At 72.5% G+C, this 24690-nt stretch carries 22 protein-coding genes; 8 read left to right on the top strand and 14 right to left on the bottom strand.

Annotated elements, in window-relative coordinates; all coding sequences use genetic code 11:
• The first annotated feature begins 123 nt into the window (after nt 1-123).
• From ACYUD3_RS19365 to ACYUD3_RS19340, 6 genes are all read left to right on the top strand, one after another.
• Nucleotides 124-1389 carry a B12-binding domain-containing radical SAM protein gene (locus ACYUD3_RS19365; RefSeq protein ID WP_470971452.1) on the top strand — a complete coding sequence of 422 codons (1266 nt, stop codon included), beginning with the start codon at nt 124-126 and terminating at the stop codon, nt 1387-1389.
• On the top strand, nt 1386-2777 hold the full coding sequence (locus ACYUD3_RS19360; RefSeq protein WP_470971449.1) for an MFS transporter: 1392 nt from the start codon (nt 1386-1388) through the stop codon (nt 2775-2777). Before ACYUD3_RS19365 ends, ACYUD3_RS19360 begins: the two co-directional genes overlap by 4 nt.
• Entirely contained in the window at nt 2767-4053 is a 1287-nt protein-coding gene (locus ACYUD3_RS19355) for a hypothetical protein (protein ID WP_470971447.1), read from the top strand. The genes ACYUD3_RS19360 and ACYUD3_RS19355 overlap by 11 nt, the downstream gene beginning before the upstream one ends.
• A gap of 119 nt (nt 4054-4172) precedes the next feature.
• Entirely contained in the window at nt 4173-5120 is a 948-nt protein-coding gene (locus ACYUD3_RS19350) for an SDR family NAD(P)-dependent oxidoreductase (RefSeq protein ID WP_470971445.1), read from the top strand.
• 18 nt (nt 5121-5138) lie between these two features.
• The gene (locus ACYUD3_RS19345) at nt 5139-5495 is read left to right on the top strand and encodes an antibiotic biosynthesis monooxygenase family protein (protein ID WP_470971442.1); all 357 of its coding nucleotides are present in this window, start codon (nt 5139-5141) and stop codon (nt 5493-5495) included.
• A gap of 29 nt (nt 5496-5524) precedes the next feature.
• The gene (locus ACYUD3_RS19340) at nt 5525-5959 is read left to right on the top strand and encodes a VOC family protein (protein WP_470971439.1); all 435 of its coding nucleotides are present in this window, start codon (nt 5525-5527) and stop codon (nt 5957-5959) included.
• A 15-nt stretch (nt 5960-5974) separates the two neighbouring features.
• Here ACYUD3_RS19340 and ACYUD3_RS19335 read toward each other — a convergent pair whose 3' ends face one another.
• Nucleotides 5975-6442 carry a hypothetical protein gene (locus ACYUD3_RS19335; protein WP_470971437.1) on the bottom strand — a complete coding sequence of 156 codons (468 nt, stop codon included), beginning with the start codon at nt 6440-6442 and terminating at the stop codon, nt 5975-5977.
• 66 nt (nt 6443-6508) lie between these two features.
• Nucleotides 6509-6907 (bottom strand): ArsR/SmtB family transcription factor, encoded by a 399-nt coding sequence (locus ACYUD3_RS19330; protein WP_470971434.1) that lies wholly within the window; start codon nt 6905-6907, stop codon nt 6509-6511.
• Nucleotides 6908-7043: 136 nt separating this feature from the next.
• Between ACYUD3_RS19330 and ACYUD3_RS19325 the strand changes: the two genes are divergently transcribed.
• Entirely contained in the window at nt 7044-9149 is a 2106-nt protein-coding gene (locus tag ACYUD3_RS19325) for a heavy metal translocating P-type ATPase (protein WP_470971432.1), read from the top strand.
• Nucleotides 9150-9244: 95 nt separating this feature from the next.
• Here ACYUD3_RS19325 and ACYUD3_RS19320 read toward each other — a convergent pair whose 3' ends face one another.
• From ACYUD3_RS19320 to ACYUD3_RS19305, 4 genes are all read right to left on the bottom strand, one after another.
• Complete coding sequence (locus ACYUD3_RS19320; protein ID WP_470971429.1) at nt 9245-11041, bottom strand: hypothetical protein; 1797 nt, start codon at nt 11039-11041, stop codon at nt 9245-9247.
• On the bottom strand, nt 11038-12417 hold the full coding sequence (locus tag ACYUD3_RS19315; RefSeq protein WP_470971426.1) for a cytochrome P450: 1380 nt from the start codon (nt 12415-12417) through the stop codon (nt 11038-11040). Before ACYUD3_RS19315 ends, ACYUD3_RS19320 begins: the two co-directional genes overlap by 4 nt.
• Nucleotides 12414-13496, bottom strand: coding sequence for a polyprenyl synthetase family protein (locus tag ACYUD3_RS19310; protein ID WP_470971424.1), 1083 nt, complete (start codon nt 13494-13496; stop codon nt 12414-12416). The genes ACYUD3_RS19315 and ACYUD3_RS19310 overlap by 4 nt, the downstream gene beginning before the upstream one ends.
• A gap of 309 nt (nt 13497-13805) precedes the next feature.
• Nucleotides 13806-14501 carry an NUDIX domain-containing protein gene (locus ACYUD3_RS19305; protein ID WP_470971421.1) on the bottom strand — a complete coding sequence of 232 codons (696 nt, stop codon included), beginning with the start codon at nt 14499-14501 and terminating at the stop codon, nt 13806-13808.
• Nucleotides 14502-14550: 49 nt separating this feature from the next.
• Here ACYUD3_RS19305 and ACYUD3_RS19300 point away from each other — a divergent pair, with 49 nt between their 5' ends.
• Nucleotides 14551-15303 carry a DeoR/GlpR family DNA-binding transcription regulator gene (locus ACYUD3_RS19300; RefSeq protein ID WP_470971419.1) on the top strand — a complete coding sequence of 251 codons (753 nt, stop codon included), beginning with the start codon at nt 14551-14553 and terminating at the stop codon, nt 15301-15303.
• A 183-nt stretch (nt 15304-15486) separates the two neighbouring features.
• Here ACYUD3_RS19300 and ACYUD3_RS19295 read toward each other — a convergent pair whose 3' ends face one another.
• The 8 genes from ACYUD3_RS19295 to ACYUD3_RS19260 form a co-directional block, all read right to left on the bottom strand.
• Nucleotides 15487-16692, bottom strand: a complete 1206-nt coding sequence (locus ACYUD3_RS19295; protein ID WP_470971416.1) for an ATP-grasp domain-containing protein — start codon at nt 16690-16692, stop codon at nt 15487-15489.
• Between the two features lie 28 nt (nt 16693-16720).
• Nucleotides 16721-17908 (bottom strand): ATP-grasp domain-containing protein, encoded by a 1188-nt coding sequence (locus ACYUD3_RS19290; RefSeq protein ID WP_470971414.1) that lies wholly within the window; start codon nt 17906-17908, stop codon nt 16721-16723.
• A 61-nt stretch (nt 17909-17969) separates the two neighbouring features.
• A complete protein-coding gene (locus ACYUD3_RS19285; RefSeq protein WP_470971412.1) occupies nt 17970-18899 on the bottom strand; it encodes a cupin-like domain-containing protein in 930 nt (309 codons plus the stop codon).
• On the bottom strand, nt 18868-19593 hold the full coding sequence (locus ACYUD3_RS19280) for an alpha/beta hydrolase (protein WP_470971409.1): 726 nt from the start codon (nt 19591-19593) through the stop codon (nt 18868-18870). The genes ACYUD3_RS19285 and ACYUD3_RS19280 overlap by 32 nt, the downstream gene beginning before the upstream one ends.
• 11 nt (nt 19594-19604) lie before the next feature.
• Entirely contained in the window at nt 19605-20189 is a 585-nt protein-coding gene (locus tag ACYUD3_RS19275) for a GNAT family N-acetyltransferase (RefSeq protein ID WP_470971407.1), read from the bottom strand.
• Nucleotides 20186-21787 (bottom strand): AMP-binding protein, encoded by a 1602-nt coding sequence (locus tag ACYUD3_RS19270; protein WP_470971404.1) that lies wholly within the window; start codon nt 21785-21787, stop codon nt 20186-20188. The genes ACYUD3_RS19275 and ACYUD3_RS19270 overlap by 4 nt, the downstream gene beginning before the upstream one ends.
• Entirely contained in the window at nt 21788-23602 is a 1815-nt protein-coding gene (locus ACYUD3_RS19265; protein ID WP_470971402.1) for a hypothetical protein, read from the bottom strand.
• 205 nt (nt 23603-23807) lie between these two features.
• Nucleotides 23808-24665 carry an SDR family NAD(P)-dependent oxidoreductase gene (locus ACYUD3_RS19260; protein WP_470971399.1) on the bottom strand — a complete coding sequence of 286 codons (858 nt, stop codon included), beginning with the start codon at nt 24663-24665 and terminating at the stop codon, nt 23808-23810.
• Nucleotides 24666-24690: the final 25 nt, after the last annotated feature.

The raw sequence follows: 24690 nt of genomic DNA, 5'->3' as shown, positions 1-24690 counted from the left end.
AATAGGGGTTCGTAGGGGTCGTAGGGGCTGGGGGAAGCGATGTCGATCTTCATAGGGTCGCGGTACCGGGGACCGCTCCGCTGTGTCCCGGTCACCCGCCCACGATCTCGACCGGGAGCCCCCATGACCCAGGTCTGCTTCGCGATTCCTGACGATGAGTTCGAGCGCAACTTCCTCCAACTGCCCCTGGACGTCGCCAACGCCTGCGCCGCGCTGCGCGCCGAGGGCGTCGACGTGTCCGTCTGGGACAACCGGCTCAGCGACACCCCGCCCGACGCCGACCCCGACCTCGTGGTCATCGTGACGGCGATCGCCGACCGCGCCCAGTGCTACCCCCTCGTCCTCGACCCGGTCAGGGAACTGGCCGAGAAGGCCCGCGCGCACTGGCCCCGCGCCAAGACGCTGGCCTGCGGACCGCACGCCACCCACCTGCCCCAGGCGACCCGCGCCGAACTCGGCGTCGACCACGTCGCCCGCGGCGAGGTCGACTCGGCCGCGATCCAGGCGGTCCGCGACCTCACCGGCGGCAAGCCCGCCCTGCCCGTCATGCCGCTCGCCGACAGCTACCCCCAGCTGTCCACCGACGACTGGCCGCTGCCCGCCTACGACCTGTTCGACCTGAACGCCTACACCGCCGAGGTGTTCACCGACGGCCAGGTCCGCCGCGGCTCCTGCGGCATGGCGCTCGGCGTCCGCGGCTGCACCTACGGCTGCACCTTCTGCCACCTCCCCTTCGGCACCAAGATGCGCCCCCAGGCCGTGGAGCGCACCCTCGCCGAGGTCGCCGCGATGCGCGAACGGGACGTCGACTTCGTCTTCTTCCTCGACTACGTCTTCGGCCTGCACCCCACCTTCTACAAGGAGCTGTGCGACGGCCTCATGGGCCAGGGCCTCGGCTGGACCGGCCAGACCCGCGCCGAGGTCGTGCGCCGCACGGACGTCGAGCAGTGGGCCAAGGCCGGCTGCAAGGGCATGTGGCTCGGCGCCGAGTCCCCCGGCATCGCCGAGACCCCGGTCGGCAAGCGCGTCAAGCCCGAGGTCACCAACGGGGCCGTGCGCAAGCTCCAGGACGTCGGGATCACCCCGTTCGCCTTCATCCTCCTCGGCCTGCCCGACGACCCCGCCTGCGGCAACGGCGAACTGCTCCAGTGGGCCGCCGAACTGCCCGGCTACTTCGGCCTCAACCAGATGTTCCTGCGCCCCGGCACCCCGCTCTACGACCAGCTGGCCCCCAGCTACAACGACGGCCGCATGCCCACCACTTGGGCCGAGGTCGAGGCCGTCACCCGGCGCTACCGCGAGAGCTACCCGGTCGACCTCGACCACCTGTGGGACGAGCTGAAGCGCATGCCCAACTACCTCGGCAACGCCATGGCCGCCACGGCGTGACGTCGAAGGCACTCGGCCTGCCCCGGCTGGAAGGGCAGCGGCTGCTGTTCGCCGCCGTCGTGATCGACAGCACCGGCAGCGGCCTCGCCGTGCCCTTCCTGCTGCTCTACCTCACCTGGCAGGACGGCATGTCGGCGGCCGGGGCGGGCACGGTGCTGACGGTCGCCGGCGTCGTCGCGCTGGCCGCCGGGCCCCTCTCCGGGCCGCTGATCGACCGGCTCGGCCCGCGCCGGGTCGTCCAGGCGGCCCACATACTGCGCGCGGCGGCCTTCCTCGGCTACCTGACGACCGGCTCGCCGCGCGCGGCCCTCGCCCTCGCCACCCTCGCGGCGGTCGGCGACAACCTGTTCTGGCCGGCCAACCGGGCCTTCCTGGCCCGGCGTTGCGCACCCGGCGAGCTGATCCGCTGGTACGGCTTCGAACGGACCCTGCGCAACATCGGGCTCGCGGCGGGCGGGCTGGCCGCGGGGTTCCTCGCCGGGGCCGGCGGGAGCGGGCTGCGGGTGGTGATGGCGGGGAACGCGGCGAGTTATGTGCTGGCCGCGGTGTTGATCGCGTTGCTGCGGGATGCCGGGGGCGGGGCTGAGAGGGAGGGCGGTATAGAGGAGGGGAGCGGCGTCGAGAAGGGGAGCGGCGCTGAGAAGGGCGGCTCGTCCGATGTCCGCCCGGCCCCTACAGTCGGCCCCCGCCCGGACCGCCCGTACCTCATCATGATCGCCGCCAACACCCTCCTCGTCCTGGTCGCCTCCGCCCTCCCCGTCCTCGTCCCGCTGTACGTCGTCGAGGAACTCGGCCGGCCGTCCTGGCTGGTCGGGGCGTTGTTCGCGGTCAACACGCTGCTGGTGACGGCGGGTCAGCTGCCGGTGGTGCGGTGGCTGGAGCGGCGCGAGTACCTGCGGGCGCTGCGGTGGGCGGGGCTGGTGTGGGCCGTGGCCGCCGTGCTGTTCGGCGCGGCGAGCGGGGTGACCGGCGCCGCCGTACCGCTGCTGCTCACGGCCGCCGTCGTGACGTTCACGGCGGCGGAGCTGATGCACGGACCGACCAGCGACGCCGTCGCCGTCCGGATGGCCCCCGCCGGCCGGCCCGGGCGCCATCTCGGGCTGCACCAGCTGTCGTGGGGCGTCGGCTCCGCGCTGGCGCCGCTGCTGCTGACCGGCGCGCTGAGCCTGGGCGCCGGCTGGCCGTGGGCCCTGCTCGCGGCGGGCGCGCTGGCGGCCTGCGGCGCGCTGTCCGCCGTGCGCCGGGACACCGGGGAGATCTTCGGCCGGCCCCCAGAGACCGCCGGGCCCGGCGTGCCCACCGAGACCGCCGGGCCCGGCGCACCCATGGAACCCGCAGGGCACGCGGACCGAGAAGAGAGGCAGAGGGAGCCGAGCGATGGCCGATGAGATGACGTTCTGGGACTACTCCAGGTCACAGGTGCTCAGCCGGTACAACGGCGCGACGATCGACGTACGGGAGCTGCCGGAGCTGTGCCGGCTGCGCGCGGACGCCGAGTCCGTGGACGTCGAACTCCCGTCCCCGGACGCGATGGCGGGCATCCACCCGCTGGCCCTCAAGAGACCCCGCCGCTGGGAGGCGGCGATCGGCGCGGCCGTCTACGCCGGCAGCGGGCAGCTGCCCGTGCGCGAGGAGATCATCAAGGGCCGCGAACTCCTGGACCGGCTCTCGAAGCCGGAGCGCGCTGCCCTCACCGTCCCCCGCATGCTCGGCCTCGTCCCCGCCATGATCGCCGGCTTCAAGCTCAGCCGGCAGGGGACGGAGTACAACACCGAGTCCAACCGGTACGTCGACGGCGCCCGGTTCCTGTCCATGCTCCTGGCGGACCGCCCCGCCCTCGACCTCCAGATCGGCCTGTGCGCGCACCGCACCGCCGTCACCGACCCGACGCTCCCCGCCCACGTCAGCCCCCTCGGCGCCGCCCGCATGGTCGCCTTCGTCAGCTCCCTCACCGACAACTCCCGCGCCCGCCGCCGCACCGTCGAGGTCACCCAGCAGACCGCCACCGACCACGCCGCCAGCACCGTCAACTCCCTCGTCTTCATGCGCTACGCCGCCGAGGGCCGCATCGAACACCTCCTGCGCGTCCTCGACCAGCACGCCGACGACATCCGTACCACCCTGGCCCGCCACAACGCCCTCTCCGCCACCGAGTTCCGCTTCGCCCCGCTCGACCCGCTCAGCGAACTCGTCGAGCAGGACATGGCGCGCGCGTTCGGACCCGACTGGACCGGGGCGCCCGCCGAACCCCGCTGGCAGGCCGGCACGATCCTCGACGCGGCCGTCGAGGCGGCGAAGAGCACGATGACCCGGTTCCTGCGCGAGGAGACCTTCGACCTGGAGCAGGCCCTCAAGATCCACGACACCTCCGCCACCCCGACCGCGCGCGGCGCCTCCGCGCTCGCCTGGTTCGCCCAGTACGAGGACCACCCCCTGGAGGCCCGCGCCCGCTACCACGTCGCCTTCACCCATCGCCTCGCCCTCACCACCCTCGAACGGGACGGCATCGGGATCGGGATGGAGCGCGGCTGGTACGAGTACCAGTGGCAGGCGTGGTCCGCCGCCTACGACTCCCGGCCGCTGCCGCTGCTGTATGCCCGGAGCTCGGTGGAGCCGCCCAGTCCGGTGTCGCTGCGGAGCTTCAACTTGAGGCAGTTCTGGTGAAGTTGTAGCGGGTGGCGTGTTGCTGGGGCCGGCCGGTGTCGGGCGTCTGTCGGTGCTCTGTCGGCGGCGGCTGAGACCTTGGCCGGGTCGTCGTACCTGAGCACAAGGAGCCCGTCATCGTGTCTTCCGCTTCCCCGAACCGGCCGTGGGACGTACGCCGGCCGCCCGCCGCCGAGGGCCGTGTCTTCCTCGTCACCGGAGGCAACGCGGGGATCGGCTACTTCGTCGCGGAGCAGCTCGCCGGGACCGGAGCGGTCGTCGTCCTCGGCAGCCGGGACGCCGCGAAGGCGGACGCCGCCATGGGCGCGATCCGTGCGCGCGTGCCCGGCGCGCGGCTGCGGCGGATCCAGCTGGACCTCGCCGACCTGCCGTCCCTGAAGACCGCCGCCGACCGGCTGGAGTCGGACCGGCTCGACGCGGTGGTCTGCAACGCGGGGATCGCGCTCGACGACCCGCCGCGCCGGGAGACGCGGGACGGTCACGAGCTGATGTTCGCCACCAACCACCTCGGCCACTTCGCGCTCGTCCACCACCTCGCCCCGCTGCTGTCGGCGGCGCCGGCGGGGCGGGTCGTGACGGTGGGGAGTTTCGCGGCGCGGTCCGAGCGGCTGGACCTGGGCGATCCGCAATCGGCCCGGGACTACCGGCCCAAGCGTGCCTACGGCCGCTCGAAGCTGGCGCAGATGTCCTTCGGCCTCGAACTCGACCGCCGGCTGCGGGCCGCCGGGAGCACGGTGCTCAGCGTGGTGGCCCACCCCGGCGGCGCCCTGGACTCCCTCACCCCGTCCCGCCCGCCGGTACGGGTGACGACCCTCGCCGAACGGCTGCGCGCGCTGCCCGCCGGGCTGCTGGTCCAGGGCAAGGAGGCCGGCGCGTGGCCCGTTGTCCGCGCCGCCCTCGACCCCGAGGTGCGGGGCGGACAGATCTGGGGCCCACGGGTGTTCGGCCTACGCGGCACACCCCGGCGCGAGCCGGTCCCGGCACACATGGCCGATCCCGCCGTCGGGGCTCAACTGTGGGACATCAGCGCCGAGTTGACGGGGGTCGGGGGTCACTTCGGTTTCTGACGGGGTTACCTTGGCGCCATGAGCGATCACCCCGTGCCCGTCCCCGCCTTCGAACCCCCTTACTACGTCGCCGTTTTCACCACCGTGCGGACCCCGGAGCAGGGCGGGTACGCCGAGACCAACGCGCGGATGGAGGAGCTGGTGAAGGACGTCCCCGGGTTTCTCGGGATGGACCACGCGCAGACTCCCGGCGGGCTCGGTATCAGCGTCAGCTACTTCCGTGACGCCGAGGCCCTCGCCGCGTGGCGTACCGACGCCGAGCACCGGGCGGCGCAGCGGCGGGGGCGGGAGCAGTGGTACCAGAGCTACACCCTGCATGTGGCGAAGGTGGAGCGGAGCAGTGGGTTCACGCGGGCCGGCTTTATTGCGGGATGAGCGGCGCGGTGCCCTGTTAGGGTGCGCCGATGTCATCGATCAAGCAGGTTCAGATCACCTTCGACTGCGCGGAGCCCGAGCGGGTCGCCCGGTTCTGGTGTGAGGTGCTGGGGTACGTCGTGCCGCCTCCGCCGCCGGGGTTCGACTCCTGGACCGACTTCGACCGCTCGCTGCCGGCCGAGCGGCAAGGGGCCGCGTTCGCCTGCGTCGACCCTTCCGGGGCGGGCCCGCGGCTGTTCTTCCAGCGGGTGCCCGAGGGGAAGACCGTCAAGAACCGGGTGCATCTCGACGTACGCGTCGGCACCGGTCTGGTGGGGGAGGAGCGGCTGGCCGCGCTGGAGGCCGAGTGCGCACGGCTGGTCGCACTCGGCGCGGTCCGTGAACGGCTGCTGCGCGCGGACGGGTTCAACGAGTCGTGCATCGGGATGCGGGACGTCGAGGGGAACGAGTTCTGCCTCGACTGAGGTTGTTCCCTGGGGTTACGAGTAGACCGTGAGCCAGGGCGAGCAGCTCTCCGACGAACCGCGGACCCCGCAGGCCCGCATCAAGTACGCGGTGTCCTCGGGGAGGTTCCCGGTCGCCCAGGGGCTCCAGTACGGGGAGTTGTGCCCCCGGGTCGTGGCGATACGGCCGGTGCTGAGCCGCCCTTCGACCCCCCAGCCGTCCGCCGCTCCGTCGTACGCGATCATCGCGTCACCGGGGTCGGTGACGCCGTCACCGTTCAGATCGCCCCCGGGGTCTCTGCTCCAGTAGACGTCGCCGGCGTAACTGCCGTTCAGGTATGCGGTGATGTGGTAGTAGGGGCTGCGCAGGTCGTTGGACACCTGGAACGTCATGGTGCCTTTGGCCGCCGGCTCTGCCCAAGCCGCGGGGCTCGTGGTGAGTGTGGTGGCCGCGAGTGCCGCGGCTGTCGTACCGATGATGGCGAGTTTCTTGCGCATGCTCATGAAATGTGAGGATGCTGGTGGAACATTTGCTTCAGAAGGGGTTTTCCGGCCGAGTGGTTCCGGCCTTCAACGGGCCCCCGCCGCTTCCGCTTCCGCTTCCGTCTCCGCCGGCGCGTCGCGCAACCCCAGCCGCAGGTGCTCCACGTGGTGCAGTGCCTGTTCCAGGAGTTCGGCCACGTGGTTGTCGTAGAGGGCGTAGATGACCGAGCGGCCCCGGCGCTCGCCGGTGACCAGGCCCAGGTTGCGCAGCAGGCGGAGCTGGTGGGAGCAGGCCGACTGTTCCATGCCGACGGCGTCGGCGAGTTCGGTCGCCGCGCAGGGGCCCTCCTGGAGGCGGGCGAGGATGCGCAGGCGGGAGGGGGCGGCCAGGGCCTGGAGCGTGGCGGCCACGTCGGCGGCGCCCACGCTCTCCAGGCGCTCGCGCGCGGTGGCGGTGGTGTTCTTCGCGTCTGCTCCGTGGCCCATGACGCCCATCCTACGGACCACGTCCCATGAACGTATGAATGAGTCTTCATGCCTTCATGTACGGTGGAGGGAGCGGCACCGGACCCCGGCCTGCCGCCGCCTCGCCCTGCCTCCGTCCGCGAAGGACCGCCCCGCGATGACCTCCACCGCCGTCACCCCCGCAGCCCCGCACACGACCCCGCCGCCCGAGGACGCCGTACCCCGCCGCCGTACCCGTCTCCTCGCCCTGCCCGAGGTCCGCTGGGCGCTCGCGGCGACCGTCCTCTTCCTGCTCGCGCTGCCGCTGCAACTGGCTGGCGCGCCGGGGTGGGCGTGGGGGCCGCTGTACGCGCTGGCGTACGTGACCGGGGGCTGGGAGCCCGGGTGGGAGGGGCTGAAGGCGCTGCGGGAGAAGACGCTCGACGTCGATCTGCTGATGGTCGTCGCGGCGCTCGGGGCGGCGGCGATCGGGCAGGTGATGGACGGGGCGCTGCTGATCGTCATCTTCGCCACGTCCGGCGCGCTGGAGGCGCTGGCCACCGCGCGGACCGCCGACTCGGTGCGCGGCCTGCTCGGCCTCGCGCCCGCCACGGCGACCCGCGTCGCCGCCGACGGCACCGAAGTGAGCGTCCCCGTCGGGGAGTTGGCCGTCGGTGACACCGTCCTGGTACGGCCCGGGGAGCGGGTCGGCGCCGACGGGCGGATCCTCGGCGGGGTGAGCGAGGTCGACCAGGCGACCATCACCGGCGAGCCGCTGCCGGCCGTGAAGGGGAAGGGGGACGAGGTCTTCGCGGGCACCCTCAACGGGACCGGCGCGCTGCGGGTACGGGTCGAGCGGGACGCCTCCGACACGGTGATCGCCCGGATCGTGCGCATGGTGGAGGAGGCGTCGCGGACCAAGGCGCCGACGCAGCTGTTCATCGAGAAGGTCGAGCAGCGGTACTCGCTCGGCATGGTGGCGGCGACGCTGGCCGTGTTCCTCGTGCCGCTGGCCCTCGGCGAGCAGTTCACGGACGCGCTGCTGCGGGCGATGACGTTCATGATCGTGGCCTCGCCGTGCGCGGTCGTCCTCGCGACGATGCCGCCCCTGCTGTCGGCCGTCGCGAACGCCGGGCGGCACGGTGTGCTGGTCAAGTCGGCGGTCGTGATGGAGCGGCTCGGCCAGGTCGACGCGGTCGCCCTCGACAAGACGGGGACGCTGACCGAGGGGACGCCGAGGGTCACCGACGTCCTGCCGCTCACCGGGTCCGCCCCGGACCGGCTGCTGCGGCTCGCGGCGGGCGCCGAGCATCCGAGTGAGCATCCGCTGGCGCGGGCGGTGGTGGATGCGGCTCGGGAGCGTGGGGTGGCGCTGCCGGTGGCGGAGGGGTTCGGGTCCACGCCGGGGGTCGGGGTGGCGGCGGTGGTCGAGGGGTGCCGCGTTGAAGTCGGCGCACCTGCGCGGCTGTTGAGCGGCGGATCTGGTCAAGTGGCGGGGTTGGCGGGTGGGTTGACGGACGGCTACGGCCAAGGGGTGCTGCCGGCAGGCGGGTTGGCGGACAGCTCTGGTCAGCCGGCGGGTAGGCTGGACGACAACTCCGGTCAGCCGGAGGGTGATTTGAAGGACAGCTCCGCTCAAGTCGCCGCACTCACCGCCGAGTTGGAGGCCGGCGGCCGTACCGCCGTCGTCGTCATCGTGGACGGCGTCCCGATCGGCGTCCTCGGCCTCGCCGACCGGCTGCGGCCCGGCGCCGTCGCGACCGTCGCCGCGCTCACCTCGCTCACGGGCACCGCGCCCCTCCTGCTGACCGGCGACAACCCGCGCGCCGCCGCCCGGCTCGCCGCCGAGGCCGGTATCGACGACGTACGGGCCGGGTTGCTGCCGCAGGACAAGGTGGGCGCCGTGAAGGAGCTGACGGGGGCCGGACGCAGGGTGCTGGTCGTCGGGGACGGGGTGAACGACGCTCCGGCGCTGGCCGCCGCCCATACCGGCGTCGCCATGGGGCGGGCCGGTTCCGACCTCGCGCTGGAGACGGCCGACGCGGTGATCGTCCGCGACGAACTCGCCACCGTCCCCGCCGTGATCGCCCTCTCCCGGCGGGCCCGGAAGCTGGTCGTGCAGAACCTCGTCATCGCCGCGGTCTTCATCGCGGGCCTGGTCGTCTGGGACCTGGTCGGCCATCTGCCGCTGCCGCTCGGCGTCGCGGGGCACGAGGGGTCCACGGTGCTGGTGGGGCTCAACGGGCTGCGGTTGCTGCGGGAGTCGGCGTGGAAGGGGGAGTAGCGCGCAACCTCAACCGGCCCACCTGCAACCAAGGTTGAGTCGATCGGCACAGGCCCCGCACAGGACCGTCAACCCTGTGCGGGACCCCGGATTCCTCACCCGCAGACCGCCCCCACCCCATCCGTCAGCCGGGCGAACGGGCTGAAGCGGGTCAGTTCCGCCGCGCCGCTCGTCACGCCGAAGAACGCCCGGCGCAGCCGCAGCCCGTCGGGGGCGGGGAGTTGGAAGGTGGCCCTGACCGCCTCGTCGACGTCCATGAGGAGCGCCGCGTCGATACCGGGAGCGTCGCCGTCGCCGAGAACGGCCTGCCGCCAGAACCGGCCCACCAGCTCGCGCAGCGCCACGGCGTGCGCGGTCCGGCCGGCCGCCGTGCCCTCCAGCGCGGCGTCGAACACCCGCCCCCAGTCGCCGTCGAGCGCCAACAGCGTGCCCGCGTCGGAGAGTTCGTCGCAGCGGGCCAGCACCGCAGCCGCCGCCGCCTCGCAAACGGGACCGGCGAGGCTCCGCCGCGCGATCCGGCGCGCCCTCTCCCCGGCGGGGAGCGCGGGCGCCGGTTCCCAGAGCGGTTCCCAGCTGGTGCCGTACAGATCGTGGCCGGGGCGCAGGGCGTACGCGGCCGGGGACGGGGCGTACGCCGCCGCGATGTCGCCGCCCGCCTCGGTGAACGCGGCCAGTTGGCGTCTGACCTGGTAACGGGGGGTCAGCAGGTACCACAGGCAGGCCCCCATGGACAGTTCGGCGGCCTCCTCGTGGCCGGGCTGGTCGCACGGGCAGTCCAGGGCGGCGTCCGTGACCTCGGCGAGGGCCGCGCCGAAACCGGTGGCGGCGGACGGGCCGGCGACAGCCACCGCCAGGAGGAGCTGGTTGAAGCTCTCATGGTGGGCGTAGTCCGCCACGGCGTCGGTGACATCGTTGTACCGCATGATGTTGTCGATGGCCCGCTGGATCCGGTCGCAGGCCGCAGCGGAAGTGAACTCGCCCCAGGCGTCGCCGACTTGACGGTAGTGACTGCTGCTCAGCATCACCCGGTAGTACGGGGCGATCGCGCCGTCCCACGAGCGCGCGCCCATGTACTCGTCGGGGGTCACCGGGGCCGCCGTGCCGTCGTACGGCTCGGTGGCCATCGCGTCCTTGACCACCATCAGTCCGCCGACCGCGACCATCTCCCGCACCGCGAGCGTCGCCGCCGGTCCCGACAGATGGGCCAGGCCCTCGGCGGCTGCCGCCATGTACAGGTCGTGGCCGCCCGCGCCCGAGTCGTCGAAGGCGTCGCAGAAGTCCACCGCCGACGTCAGCGACAGCATTGACGCGCACAGGTCGTGCAGCCGCGCGTCGTCGCCGCGCATGAACTGCCAGGCGTAGACGCTGCCCCACAGGTCGCGCATCGCCATGATCGGGTCCGTCGCGGCCGGCACGCGCCGCAGGTACTCCGCCCACAACTCCCTTGTCTCACCGCCCTTGTTGGGCGCCACCGCCGCCAGCCGGGCGAGCCCCCGCGCGGCCGGCGTCGCGTCCGCCCGCCACAGCGCGGCGGCCTGCACGGCCGTCGTCCGCCGCGCGATGTCGGCGAGCGGACCCGCCTCGACGGCCCGCAGCAGCTCGGGTTCGTACACCGCCCGCATGACGCGCCGCGCCATCCGGTACCCGGCGGCGGGGCACGGCATCGTGGCGGTGCCGTACGGGACGTAGGCGGGTGCGCCGATCAGGTACGTCGTCGCGCCGTCGGCCGCCGCCGGGCCGTCGGCGACGGTGTGCACCCGGTCGAGGAGGGCGAGGGCGGCGGGCCCGGAGACCAGTCCGCCGAGCTGGGCGTCCCAGGCGTCGGGGCGCGAGCGCCGGGCGGGGCTGTCCGCCAACGCCCCTTCCTGGAGCGGGAGTTCGGCCGTCGTCATCGCTGCTTCCTCTCCACCCGCACGAGCGTGCGCGGCGGGATCAGCAGGGCGGTCACCGACGGCTTGTCGGCGGCCGAGCCGGGCTTGTGGTGCAGGCGCCAGCGGCTGACGACGGTGGCCAGGGCGATCGTCGACTCGACCGTGCCGAAGACGTCACCGATGCACTTGCGCCGCCCGGCGCCCAGGCTGAAGTAGCCCTGGCGCTGCACGCTGGTGACGCGGTCCGGGTGCCAGCGGTCGGGGTCGAACCGCTCGGGGTCGGCGAAGACCTCGGGGTCGCGGTGCAGCGTGTACGGGGTGAAGAAGACGCCGGCGCCCTGCGGGATGCGGGCCTCGTCCCACGCGACCTCCTCGACGGCCACGCGGCTGACGATCCAGGCCGGCGGATACAGCCGCAGCCCCTCGGTGAGCACGTTCTGCGTGAAGCGCAGGTTGGGCAGGTCGGCGTACCCGGGCAGCCGGGGCTCGTCGCCCCCGCCGAGCGCCTCGTCGACCTCGGCCACGACGCGCGCGGCGATCTCCGGGTGCTGGTCCAGCAGGCGCAGCGTGTACACCAGCGAGGCGGCGACCGACTCCAGACCCGCCGTCAGGAACGTGACGACCTGGTCGTAGACCGCCTTGTGCGGATCGGCCTCCTGCTCGCAGGCGGCGACGACCATCGACATCAGGTCGCCCCGGTCGGTGCGGTCGGCGCGGTACTGGTCGACGACGTCGCCGACGACCTTGCGGGTGCGCTCGGTGACCTCCTCGTAGCGCCGGTTGACCGGGATCGGCAGCTTGGAGAAGAACTGGCCGGGTACGACCATCCGCCAGTACACGCCGCGCATGATGTCGGGGACGGCCGACGCGATGTGCCGGGCCGCGGGGTTGGCGGTGTCCGCCGAGACCAGCGTGCGGCCGATGACGCTGGTGGTCAGCCGGTGCATCTCCTTGTACAGGTCGAGGACCTGCCCCGGCTGCCAGGAGCCGGTGATCTCGTCGGCCGACGCGGTCATCTGCTCGGCGTAGCGCTCGATCCGGGAGCGCTGGAACGCGGGCTGCATCGCGGGGCGCTGGACGGCGTGGTCGTGCGCGGGGCAGCTGGCGAGCCCGTTGCCGACGTAGTGGCGGACCTTGTCGAAGAGCGGGCCGCCCTTGTCGAACAGGTCCTGGTCGCTGACGTGCAGCCGGCGCACCAGCTCCGGGCTCGTCACCACGTACGCCGGGCTGTTCGCGATGCGGATGCGGACCACCGGGCCGAGGGTGCGCAGCTGGCCGAAGAAGCCCAGCGGATCGCGGGCGATGCTCGGTATGTGGCCGAGCAGCGGGAGCGCTCCCGGCGCGTCGGGGATCGTGGGAGGCCGGAAGGTGGGGGAGAGGTGGGGGCTGGTGGTCATGAGGTCCTCACAGTGCTGGTGATGGCTATCTCCCGCAGGGCCGCGTCCGCCGCCGGCGGCAGCGCGGCCCGGGTGAGCGCGTGGCACGCCTGCTCCTGCCGGGCGAGGATGAGGCGCTCCACGGCGGCGCGCGCCCCGGTGGCGTCGAAGACCCGGCGGACGTGGTCCGCGCCCTCCTCGTCGAGGGCCGGATTCCCCACCGACGTCCGCAGCAGGTTTTGCTGCTCCTCGTCGGCCTCCCGCATGGCGAAGGCGACGAGCAGCGTGCACTTGCCGTCGCGCAGGTCGTCCAGGCACGGCTTGCCCGTCCGGCGGGGGTCGCCGTAGGTGCCCAGGACGTCGTCGCGCAGCTGGAACGCCTCCCCGACGGGGAGCGCGTACTCCGACAACGCTGTCATCAGCCGCGGGTCCGCCCCGCCCAGGGCCGCGCCGAGGTGCAGCGGGCGTTCGATCGTGTAGCGGGCGGTCTTGTACCGGGCGATGCGCAGCGCCGCGTCGGCGTCGTCGTCCGGTGGCCCGGTGGCCACGAGGTCGAGGTACTGACCGAACATCACCTCCCAGCGCATGGCGTCCGCCACCGCCCGTACGGCGCCCGCGCGGTCCTGCGGCACGTCCGCGCCGTGGAGGAGCTCGTCCGACCAGGCGTGGGCGAGGTCGCCGAGCAGGATCGCGCCGTGCTCCCCGAACCGGCCGGCGTCACGGCGGTGCGCGTACCGCTCGGCCAGCGCCCGGTGCACGGTGGGCGCGCCCCGGCGGGTGTGGGCGCCGTCCATCACGTCGTCGTGGATCAGCGCGAACGCGTGGAACATCTCCAGCGACGCGGCGGCCTGGATCACGTACCCGGGCGGTTCCTGCCGGCCGCCGGCCGCGTACCAGCCCACCGCGCACAGCACCGGGCGCACCCGCTTGCCGCCGCCCAGGACGAAGTCCCGCAGCAGCGAGGTGACTTCGGGCGGCAGGTTCCGGGTCGCCGCGGCGCGGGCCTTGGCGTCGAGGAACGTCGTGAGGACCTGGTCGACCCGGTGGCGCACGGCGGGCAGGGAGATCGGCGGCCCGGCCGGCGCGCGGGACGCGGGCATGGTGGACGGAGGGTGGTCGGTTTTCATCGGTTTCTCCAGGAAGGGGGAACTGCGTGGGGCAGGGGAGACCGAGAGAAGGGGGTTTGGGAAAGGGCGAACGTACGAGGTCGCGGGCCTGGTGAATTACCGGGGCGGGAAGGCGACTCAGGAGCGGGATAAGGCCCCGCGCATGCTGAAACGTACGGATCCCATGTCTGTGCCTCGCTCGTTTCGCGGAGTTGCAGACGCTACAGGGCGGGTCTGTAAAAGTTCAAGCAGTTCTTGTTTCTTTTGTGGGTCGCGAGATGACAAGCACTATTTGACGTGAGGTCAATAAGCTATTTGACCGCTGGTGAACGGGCCGTCCAGCGCCGCCCACTGGAGCAGCATGATGGTCTTGGCGTCGGTGATGCGGCCGTCGCGGATCATGGACAGGGCCTCGGTGAAGGGCAGTTCGAGGACCTCGATGTCCTCGCCCTCCTCCTCCAGGCCGCCGCCCGCCGAGGTGCGGTCGGCCGGGGTGTAGGGGGCGGCGAAGAAGTGCAGCCGCTCGGTGACCGAGCCGGGGCTCATGTAGGCGTCCAGGACATGCGTCAACGGGCCGAGTGTGACGCCCAGTTCCTCAGCGCTCTCGCGGCGGATCGCGGCGAGCGGGTCGTCGCCGTCGAGCAGCCCGGCCGCCGCCTCGATCAGCATGCCGTCGGGGTGCTCGTTGACGTAGGCCGGGTAGCGGAACTGACGGATCAGCAGCACCCGGCCGCGCGCGGTGTCGTAGGGCAGGACGACCGCGCCGTCGCCGCGGTCGTACGTCTCGCGTTCCTGGGTGGTCCAGCGGCCGTCGCGGCGGCGCTGGTCGTAGGTGGTGCGGCGCAGGACGTGCCAGCCCTGGGAGGTGAGTTCCACCTCCCGGACGACGATGTCGGGGTTGCGGTCCAGGCCGAGGCCCGCGCGGTCGAGTCCGGTGCGGCCCCGGTGGTCGGGGGTGTCGACGCCGGGGCGGGGCAGGGCGGTGCGGTGATCACTCATGGCGCGTTACAGTACAGGCAGAAACGTGCAAGAACAGGAGAGAGTGCGGATGCTCGCAGCCGAACGCCGTGACCACCTGCTGGGTCTGCTCGCCCGCGCCGGCAAGATCGTCGCCAAGGACGTCGCCGCCGACCTGGGCATCTCCGAGGACAGCGTCCGCCGCGACCTGCGCGACCTCGCCGCCGAAGGCCTCTGCCACCGCGTCTACGGCGGCGCCCTCCCCGTCTCCCCGGCCGTCGCCGGCTACACCGCCCGCCAGGCCGTCACCCCCGACGCCAAACGGCAGGTCGCCGAGACGGCCGCCGCGCTCGTACGCCCCGACAGCGCCCTCATCCTCGACGGCGGCACCACCGCGCTCGCCGTCGCCCGCGCGCTCCCGCCGGACCTGGCCTGCACGGTGATCACCCACAGCCCGACCATCGCCGCCGCCCTCCTGGACCACCCGCGCGCGGAACTCTTCCTGCTCGGCGGGCGCGTCTTCAAGCACTCGGCGGTCGCCTGCGGCGCGGCGGCGGTCGAAGCGGCGCAGAACGTCTCGGCCGACCTCTGCCTCCTCGGCGTCACCGGCGTCCACCCCGAGGCCGGACTCACCACCGGCGACGCGGAAGAGGCCGCGATGAAACGCGCCCTCGCCGCCCGCGCCGCCGACACCTACATCCTCGCCTCCTCCGAGAAGATCGGCGCGGCCTCCCGGTACCGGGTGCTGCCCTGGGAGGAGATCAGCGGGGTGATCACCGACGCGGGCCGCCGGAACCCGGTGATCCGCCAACTCGCCGCGCGCGGCGTGGAGATCCTGCCCTAGGGCCTGTCCGGCGGATCTTGCTGGGGTCGCGGGCCCTGGCACGCACATCTGCCGCGTTGTCGTCGGTCGCCGACGCTCCGCGTCAACTCCCTCCTCCGCCTTGCAGCTGCACGCACCAGACCCCGCTCGCGTGAGCTGGGCAGATACCGTCTATTTCCTCCAGCCTGATCCGCCGGACAGGCCCTAGCCGTAGACGAACCCCAGCATCCCGACCGCCTCCCGCGCCCGCTCCAGGGCGAGTTGGGGACTTTCACCCACCGCGAGCACCCGTCCCGACCGGTCGAAGTTCGTGGCGACCTCGGTCCGCGCGCTGCCCGGCTCCCGCAGCAGCGTGACGGCCCGTACGTACGGCAACTCCCGTACCTGCTCGGCCCCTTGGATCTCCAGCAGGGTTTGCGTCGCGGGCCCCGAGGGCGCCGCGTACCAGGCCGCCGCGCTCATCTCGTGCACCACCTCCGCCGGCAGCAGCGCCCCGATGTCCTCGCCGATGCTCTGCCGGGCGACCATCTCGTACATGTCCACGCCGGTCGACAGCCGTACGAGGTCGATGATCGCGTCGCCCGCGACCCGGTTGTGCATCTCGATGATCCGCGGCCCGCGCCCGGTCAGCATGACCTCGGTGTGCGAGGGGCAGTCGTGGAACCCGAAGGCGTCCAGGACCCGGGTCACGTACGACGTGACGGCCGCGTGCTCCTCGGGGGTCAGGGGAGCGGGGACCACATGGCCGCGGGAGACGAACGTGACCGGGTCGGTGAACTTGCGGGTGACGGCGATGATCCGGTGCCGCCCGCCGACGGACAGCGCCTCGACGCTGAACTCGGCGCCGGCCATGAACTCCTCGACCACCACCCCCCGTTCGAGGTGATACGGCCCGACCCGGCGCAGCGCGGCCTCGACGTCCCGCTCCGCCCCGACGTACGACACGCCCACGCTGCCCTCGGTGTCCACCGGCTTCACGACGCACGGCAGGCCGATCCTCCCGATCGCCTCCAGCACCGCCGCACGGCCCCGCGCGAAGGCGAACTCACAGCTGGGAAGGGAGTGTTCGGCCAGGATCTCCCGCATCCGGGCCTTGTCCAGGACCCGCCGGTACAGGTCGACGTCGACGGTCGTGGGCACCCCGAGCCGCCGGCCGACCGCGTCCACGATCGGGTACGTGTGCTCGTTGTACGCGGCCACGGCGTCGAACGGCGCCCGGCGGTGCAGGACTTCGGCGACGTCGGCCCAGACGCCGGTGCCGGGCCCGTCGAGGATCACCACATCGGTGTACGGGCCGGCCGCGTCCTCGGGCAGGGCCCGTCCGCGCGGCACGAACAGGACCAGTTCATGGCCCTGTTCGTGGAGCCGTTCGTGGCATACGCGGTTGGTGCCGATGACGAGGACACGCATGAACTCTCCTGACAGGGGCGGTAGTTGATCAGAGAGGCGTCGAGGTGACACGGACGAGGTCCAGGGCCGCCTCCGCCTTCGCCACGGCGTCCGCAGTGCCGTCGCCCGCGCACAGCACGTACCCCTGCCGCGAGTCGGAGGAGCGCAGCGGCCCCAGCTCCTGCCCCGCCCGCAGCGCGCACACCGCCCGGATCACCCCCGGCGCCCCCTCGGCCGTGCCCTCCACGCGGAGCACGCGTTCGTTCTCCCGGCCGAAGAAGCGGATCGCCGCCGCCCGCGCCCCCGGGACCCGCGGCGGATCGGGCCTGCCGAGCAGCGCGCACATCGTCTCCGTGATCTGGTCCGCCCCGCTGACCAGCTCGCACATCTCCCAGATCTGGTCGCCCCCGACCCGCGTCTGCGCCTCGATCAGCCGCGGCCCGGCGGGCGTCAGCCGCAGCTCGCTGTGGACCGGACCGGTGCGCTGCCCGACAAGGTCGAGGAAGTCGAGGATCAGCTTCTCGACCGCCGCCAGGTCACCAGGGGCCAGCCGCGCGGGCAGTTGGTGGCCCAGCTCCACGAACCCCGGGAAACCGGTGGTCAGCTTCTCGGTGACCATGACGACCTCGTGCCGCCCGTGCCGCGACACCGACTCGACGCTGTACTCCGGCCCGGCCAGGAACTCCTCCGCCAGCACCGGCTCCGGCCCCGCCACCGCCTTCGTCCACGCCCACCGCTCGGCGAGCTGCGCGGCCGACTCGACGACGTACACCCCCTCGCTCAGCCCGCCCGACGGCGGCTTCAGCACCAGCGGCCCGCCCAGCGCGGCCAGGAAACCGGCGGCCTCCGACTCCGTCGCGCACACCCGGTGGCGTACGGGGCTCAGGCCGCGGGCGTCGAGCAGGGCGCGGGTCCTCGTCTTGTCGCGGGTGGCGAGGACGGCCGGCAGGTTGTCGCCGGGGACGCCCAGGTCGCGGGCCACGCGGGAGGCCGGTTCCAGGCCGTACTCGGTGAAGGAGAGGACCGCGTCGAACGGGTCGGCCGCGTGCCAGGCGCGGGCCACCGGGAGCAGCGCGGCGAGGTCGCGGTAGTCGAGGACCTGGTAGCGCTCGGCGCCCGCCGCGTGCCCCGCGTCCGCCCGCTCCGGGAGCTGCGTCATCGAATAGCGCACGCCCAGGGCCACCGCCTTCGGCACCTCGTGACCCCGGCCGCCGACCAGCAAGATGTGCTGCCTCATGGGGTCTTTGTACCGCACGGGCGGGCTCCCCCGAGGGACTTCGCGGGGCGCTGCGCGGCGTTCACTGCCGCAGCCGGGACAGGTCGATCTCCATCCGGTCCGCCAGCGCCCGCGCCCGCGCCATGACGACGTCGAACAGCTCGGAGTGCGTCACGCGCAGCTCCTCCGGATTGAGCGCCAGCGCCAGCAACTCCCCGATCCTCTGCCGGACATGGGCCCGCAGGTTCGCCTCGTCCAGACACTTGCGGCCGAGCCCGATCGAGTCGTCCAGCAGCTCGATGCGGTGGAACCACAGCGCGGGCAGATACAGCACGTCCCCCGGCCGCAGCACGAACCGCGCCAGCCGCGTGTCCGGCGAGGAACGCAGCGCCTCCACCCCTGTCTCCGGCAGGAGTTCGGCCCCGGGGCCCATGACGTACCAGAGCTTCTCCCCGACGATCTGCGCGTGCATGACGTCCACCGAGTACGCGTCCTGGTGCAGCCGCGTGATCCCGCCCCGCTGCCCGATCCACAGCTGATGGTTCACCGACGCCGCCTCGCCGTACAGCTCCCGCCTGAAGTCGTACTGGGCGATGTCCAGTTCGGGCATGTCCGCCGCCAACTCCGGAGCGCTGGTCCGGTAGTACCACTCCTGGAGGTACACCGGCCCTTCGCTCTCGGCGAGTTGGGCGACGAACGCGCCGAACGTCGTCCGCCGCGCGGCCTCGCTGCGGTAGCTGTCGACCACCACGGGTACGTCCGCGCAGCGCTCGGCGAGGTTGCGGAACGTCCAGCCGCGCACCGACGGCCAGTCGGCGGCGTACCCCTCCAGGACGACCGGGCGGCCCTTGAAGCGGTACTCCTGCTCGAACTCCTCCCGCGTCAGACCGCTGCGGCGCTCCAACTCCGGTGCGGTGGCGAGGAGTTCGGCGAGCGGGCCGGTGCGGAAGGCGGCCTCGACCGTCCTGAGGGCTTCGACGTCACGTCGCTTCAGCAGATTCCGCTCGGTCATGGTGAGACGCCTCCTGTGAAGTGGGCGCGGCGAGCAGGCGCAGCACGGCCGCCACGACCCGCTCCCGCGAGGACTCCTGGCCGGGCAGCCACCGGTGGACGAAGTGACCGCACCCCTCCAGCCACACCACCTCCCGCGAACGGGCCCGGCGCGCGCTGTCGACGTACCCCTCGATCACCTCCGGCGGACACACCTCGTCCGCCCGCCCCCCGAAGACCAGCAGATCCCCCTCGAAGTCCCGCAGCGCGGCGTACGCGGGGGAGTCGGGGTGCCGCGCGGGCCGCACCAGGCTGCCGTCGAAAGGGAGTCCGGCGGCGCGCGCGGGATAGGTCGCGGGACAGAACAACACCAGCGCGCGGGGCTTGAGTTCCCGCACGGTCCAGGCGGCGAGATGCGCACCCATGCTGGTGCCCACGACGACGGGGGCGCGTCTCTTGTCCAGCCGCTCCGCCGCCGCCAGCGTCTCGGCGCGCCGGCGGCGGAGCGTGGCGCGGGTCAGCTCGCCGCTGCTGTCGCCGTTCCCGGAGAAATCGAAGGTGAGCGAGCCGTGCCCGTGCGCCGCCCACGCGTCCAGCAGATAGCGCACCCGGTGCCGGGTCGCCGTCGCCCCCAGGCCGTGCAGGGCGAGGATCTCCGCGTCGCCGTTCCTGGTCGCCGCCAGCCGTTCCCCGCCGGACTCGAAGAAGAACTCCATCCCCGGCCCCCTCAGTGCTCGAAGCGTTCCTTGCGCACGGCCGGCCACTCCTCGCGCAGCACGCTGTAGTAGACGACGTCCCGACGCCGCCCGCCGGGCATGACGTTGAAGCTGCGCAGCACGCCCTCCTCCACGGCCCCGATCCCCGAAAGTCCCGCACGTGCACCGGAGTTGAGCACATCGGTCTTGAACTCGACCCGCTCGCAGTCCAGTCGCCCGAACGCGTGGTCCAACAGGGCCAGCTTCACCGCCCTGTTGATCCCGGTCCCGCGAGCCCCCGCGCACAGCCAGGACCAGCCGATCTCCAGCCTGCGGTCGGCCGGGGCGAGATTGCCGTACGCGGTGCTGCCGACGATCTCGCCGGTCGCGTTGTCGAGGATCGCGAACACGATGCGGGTGCCGGTCAGGGTGTCGCGGATCGCCGTCTCCAGGAAGGCGTGCAGATCCGCCGGAGTCTCGATGCGCTGCACGAAGTACCGCCAGATCTCCGGCTCGTACACGATCCGCGCGAACGCCTCGGTGTCGGTGACGCGGACCCGCCGCAACGTCACGCGTTCGTTGGAGAGTTGGAGATCGGCCAGCGCGTCCCAGCTCACGGAGCCTCCTCGACGACCAGCACCGGCGCGGTACTGATCGTGCCGTCGTTGTAGACGCGGTGCGTGGCGTACACCCGCTCCAGATCGGCGGCGTGCCGCTCGCCGATCCGCGTCCGCATCAGCTTGTACTGCGCGTTGAGCATGCCGTTGTCGACGGAGAACGGCTCCTGCGCGACGACGACACCGTAGATCCGCTGCTCGTAACGGAGTTCGGCGTTGAGCTTCGCGAGGTCTCGGGCGAGGTCGGCCGGTCCTGCGAGGGTCACGACCGCCGTGAGATACGGCCGCCCGTCGCCGAACACCGCGCAGTCACGCACCCCGGGCAGCTCCCGCACCCGCTCCTCCACCAGGGGCACCAGGATGTTGAGCGCCCCGCTGAGGGTGACGATGTCGTCGACACGGCCGTCGATGTAGAGGAACCCGTCCGCGTCGACATGCCCGACGTCGTACGTCCGCACCTCCCCGGTCGGCAGGAACACCCGCTCGCTCGCGCCCGGCGCGCACCACGTGTAACGGGTGTTGACGGGGGCGGTGGTGCCGACGATCAGGACGCCGTCGGCGTCGAAGCGGACCGTCTTGTGCGGCAGGGGGCGGCCGACGCTGCCGAGGCGGAAGGCGCCGGGGTGGTTCTTGGCGACGATGCAGGTCTCGTTGAGGCCGTAGCCCTCGTAGAGGGGGACTCCCGCGTCGTTGAAGAAGCGCAGCACCTGGCGGCTCGCCGGCGCTGAACCGGTCCAGAGGTAGCGGATCCGGCCGCCCAGGGCGCGCTGGATCTCCGCCCGCCGGTCCTCCTTGCCAGCCAACTGGGCCTTGAGCTGTTCGTAGAACCCGGGTACGCCCATGACGACCGTCGGCGAGACCGCCCGCGCCGTCTCCAGCGCCGTGAACCGGTCGGCCAGCGTGGCGTCGTGGCCGTGCGCGAACGCCGAGTAGATCCAGTAGCGCTGCTGGAGGAAGCGGACGGGGAGGAAGACCAGGAGGTTGTCGCCGTCCTGGTGGCCGAACATGTCCTGCACGGCGGCGAGGGAGGCGTTGACGCTGGCGACGGTGACTTCGATGCCCTTGGGCGGGCCTGTGCTGCCGGAGGTCTGTTTGATGGCGAGGATGTCGGCGGGGTCGTGGGCGGGGAGGGCGGGGAGGTCGGGGACGGGGGTCGGGGCGGGCGGGAAGGCCCAGTCGTGGACCTCCGCGATGTCTGTGCCCGCGTCTGTGCCCGCCGTCCCCGGTTCGTCGGTGAACAGGACTGTGAGGCCGAACTCGGCCTGGACGGCGGCGGGTTGGTGGCGGCCCGGTTCGATGCCGGCGGTCACGGCGCCGAGTCTGAGGGCGGCGAGGTCGAGGAGGATCCACTCGATGCGGTTGGGGGCCATGACGCCGACGCGGTCGCGGGCGCGGACGCCGAGTTCATGGAGGCGGGCGGCGACGCGGCGGGCGGCCGTGTCGAGTGCGGCGAGGGTGAGGGAGCGGATCTCGTCGCCGGCGCGGTAGTGGATGCGGTGGCGGGTGTCGGTGGAGGGGGTGCGGGTGAGGTGGCCGATGATGTCGGGGGCGGCGGCTTTCAGAGGAGGGGCCTCCTTCTCGTACGGGCTCTCGCTCATCTACGGTGCGTCCTCCAGCTGTTGCGTTCCTCGGGCGTCCAGGGCCGGGACCGTTCCCCGGGCGTCCCGGGCCGGGACGGCGACGGCCGGCCAGTCCCGCCCCGCCGCCCCGCTCACCAGCCCGTACGCCTCCAGCCGCGCCCACCCCCACCCCCCGTACCAGTCCCGGTCGAAGCCGCCCAGCGGCCGTACCGGGAGGGTGCCGCACTCGGCGCCCTCCGCGAGGGTCCGCCACAGCTCGTCGACGAGGGAGCAGTGCCGTACGGCCTCGCGTAACTCCCGCAGGGTGTACGGCGGGCCGTCCATGCGGACCAGCCGGATGTCGTAGCAGCCGCGGAAGCCGTGGCCGTAGGCGGTGAACGGCGGGTGCCAGACCTGGGCGCCGGGGGCGCGGATGGAGAAGCGGACGCGGGAGGCGATGTGGCCGCCGTGGTGGTGGTCGGCGTGCTCGGCGAGGTCGGGGACCTGCGGCGGGAAGAAGTAGTGGCGCCTGTCCGGGATGTCGGCGCGGTCGAACTCGCCGGGGGCGAAGTGCCAGCGGTTGTACATCATGCGCTGCGCGGCCCGCCACAGGATCGACGGTGTCTCCTCGCCGGCGTCCGCCATGCGGGTGGGGTGCGGCAGGCAGCAGCAGACGAAGTCGGACTTCTTGAGTCCGAGGACCCCGTCGGGGCCGCCGGGACGGGCGCCGCGCAGCCGGGTCAGGTCGCGGACGGAGCTGGTCATGCCGTAGTCGGAGTCGGTGAGCTGGACGGCGGAGAGGACTATGGCGGCGAGGAGTTCACCCAGGGGGCCGTGAGCCGGGGCGCTGTGACCGGCGTTCTCAGGGTGCGGCGGCTCGGTCGTGGCCGTCGTCGCGGCGATCGTCAGGGCCCGCAGATCCTCCCGCGCCCGCCCCGTCGGTTCGATGCCGAGATGCTGCCGCCCGTGCCGGGCGATCAGCTCCGGCAGGACCTGCGGGTCCCGGGGCTGCGGGAAGTCCGCCAGGTGCTCGTTCTTCACGAAGGTCAGGCCGTTGATACGGCGGTAGCGCATGAGCGGCGAGCGCCGGTCGACCTCCTCCTGGAGGGCGCGGACCTCCGCCGCCAGCGCGGGCAGCGGCAGAGCGTGGGCGCCCCGGCCCGGCCGCCCGACCGCGGCGCAGTAATGCGCGTGCCGGTCGAGAAGGAATTCATGGAGCCGGGTGGCCGACAGCTGAGTCCCGTTGAATTCCTCGAACCGGACGGATCTCCCGCTGCCGAACAGACAATGCGCGAGGACGACGAACAACCGGTCGGCCGTACTCCACGTGTCGACCGGACGCAGCCGCAGTCCCGAAATCCGGCCGTCCCGCGTCAGCGTATTGCTCCCGGCGTCGGACTTCGAGAAGACCTCGCGCCCCACGAACACATAGACCGTCTCGACCCGTTCGACCCAGTCCGCGAGCCGCGCGAGCCGCCCGTCGAGCTCGCCGGCCTCCGCCCAGCCCCGCAGGAGCGCGTCGACCTCCTGGAACTCGGCGGCCTCCCGCGCCTCGGCGGCCCGCGTCTCCTCCTCGGCCATGTCCAGCACCTCGTCCGGCACCCGCAGCCATCCGAGCTGCGCGGCCCCGGCGGTCGGCGGCTCGCCGGGCCGCCAGAACGACACCCCGAACAGCGCCGAACGCGTCACCCGGACCAGGCCGTCGGTGACGAGCGGCGCCGTGACGACCTCGACGTCCGTGCGCCCGAGCACATGCTGGACCAGCAGCCCCTCCCAGACCGTCAGCCGCCGGCAGGCGAGCCGAAAGGGAATACGCCCCCCGCCGGTCAGTTCACCCAGCAGCCAGCCCGACACTTCCCGTGCGCGTGGAACGGCGGTACCCGACCCTGACGAAAGCATGAAGGTCCCCCGTCGTGCGGCGAAGAAACGCGTCAACAGATTTCACGAAACGTGTTGAGCTGCCTGGACGGAACCCGGTCATCGTGACAGTACGCCGCTTCCGCGTACATGCCGGTTTTCGGCCGTTCAAGGTGCGGGAAAATGCCGTCGGCATGCACGCCTAATCCGCCTTCTTGCCGGGCCCCGGCATCAACGCCCCCCACAACGCCGAGGCCGCCCCCCGGTTCCGCGCGCTCAGTTCCTCCAAGTACCAGTCCTGGCCCAGGAGTTGCTTGACGCGGGGGATCGCCTCGCCGTCGGGGCCGCTGTAGTAGTGGACCTTCTTCGTGTCCCCGTCGGTGACCATGCGGAACATGACGTCGGCGGTGAGCGCGGGGTCCGAGCGGACGAGGTTGAGGCTCGCGAACTTCTGCCAGGACGCGGTGTAGTCCTCGGGGACGTCCCGGGCGCGGTCGGCCTTGCCGAAGATCTTGGTCTCCATGCTGCCGGGGTGCAGGGCCTTGACGGAAACGCCGAACTCGGCCAGCTCGGCGTGCAGGCCCTCGGTGAGGGCGGCGACGGCCGCCTTCGACGCCTGGTAGACCGAGGTGTACGGGAAGCCGCCGTCGGCGCTGATCGAGCTGACGTTGACGATGACACCCGAGCGCTGCGCGCGGAAGACCGGGATCACGGCCTTGTTGAGGGCGATCAGGCCGAAGACGTTGGTCTGGAACTGGCGGTGGGCCTGGTCCATGGTGGTGGCCTCCAGCGGGCCCGACTGGAAGTACCCGGCGTTGTTGATCAGCGCGTCGAGCCGGCCGAACCGGGACAGCGCGAGGTCCCCGAAAGCCGCGTCGGCGGCCTCGTCGTCGACGTCCAGCAAAACGGTGCCGACGTTGTCCAGGCCGGCGTGGACGCCCAGATCCGCTTCCTTGCGGACCGTGGCGACGACGTTCCAGCCCGCCCCGGCGAAGCGGCGCACGGCGAGGTGGCCGAAGCCGCTCGCGGTGCCGGTGATGGCGATGGTCTGCGCGGACATCGGAAATGCCCTTTCCGTGAGACAG

The sequence above is a fragment of the Streptomyces sp. AMJ-169 genome (assembly GCF_055597585.1).
This window is presented reverse-complemented; position numbering and strand designations above follow the sequence as displayed.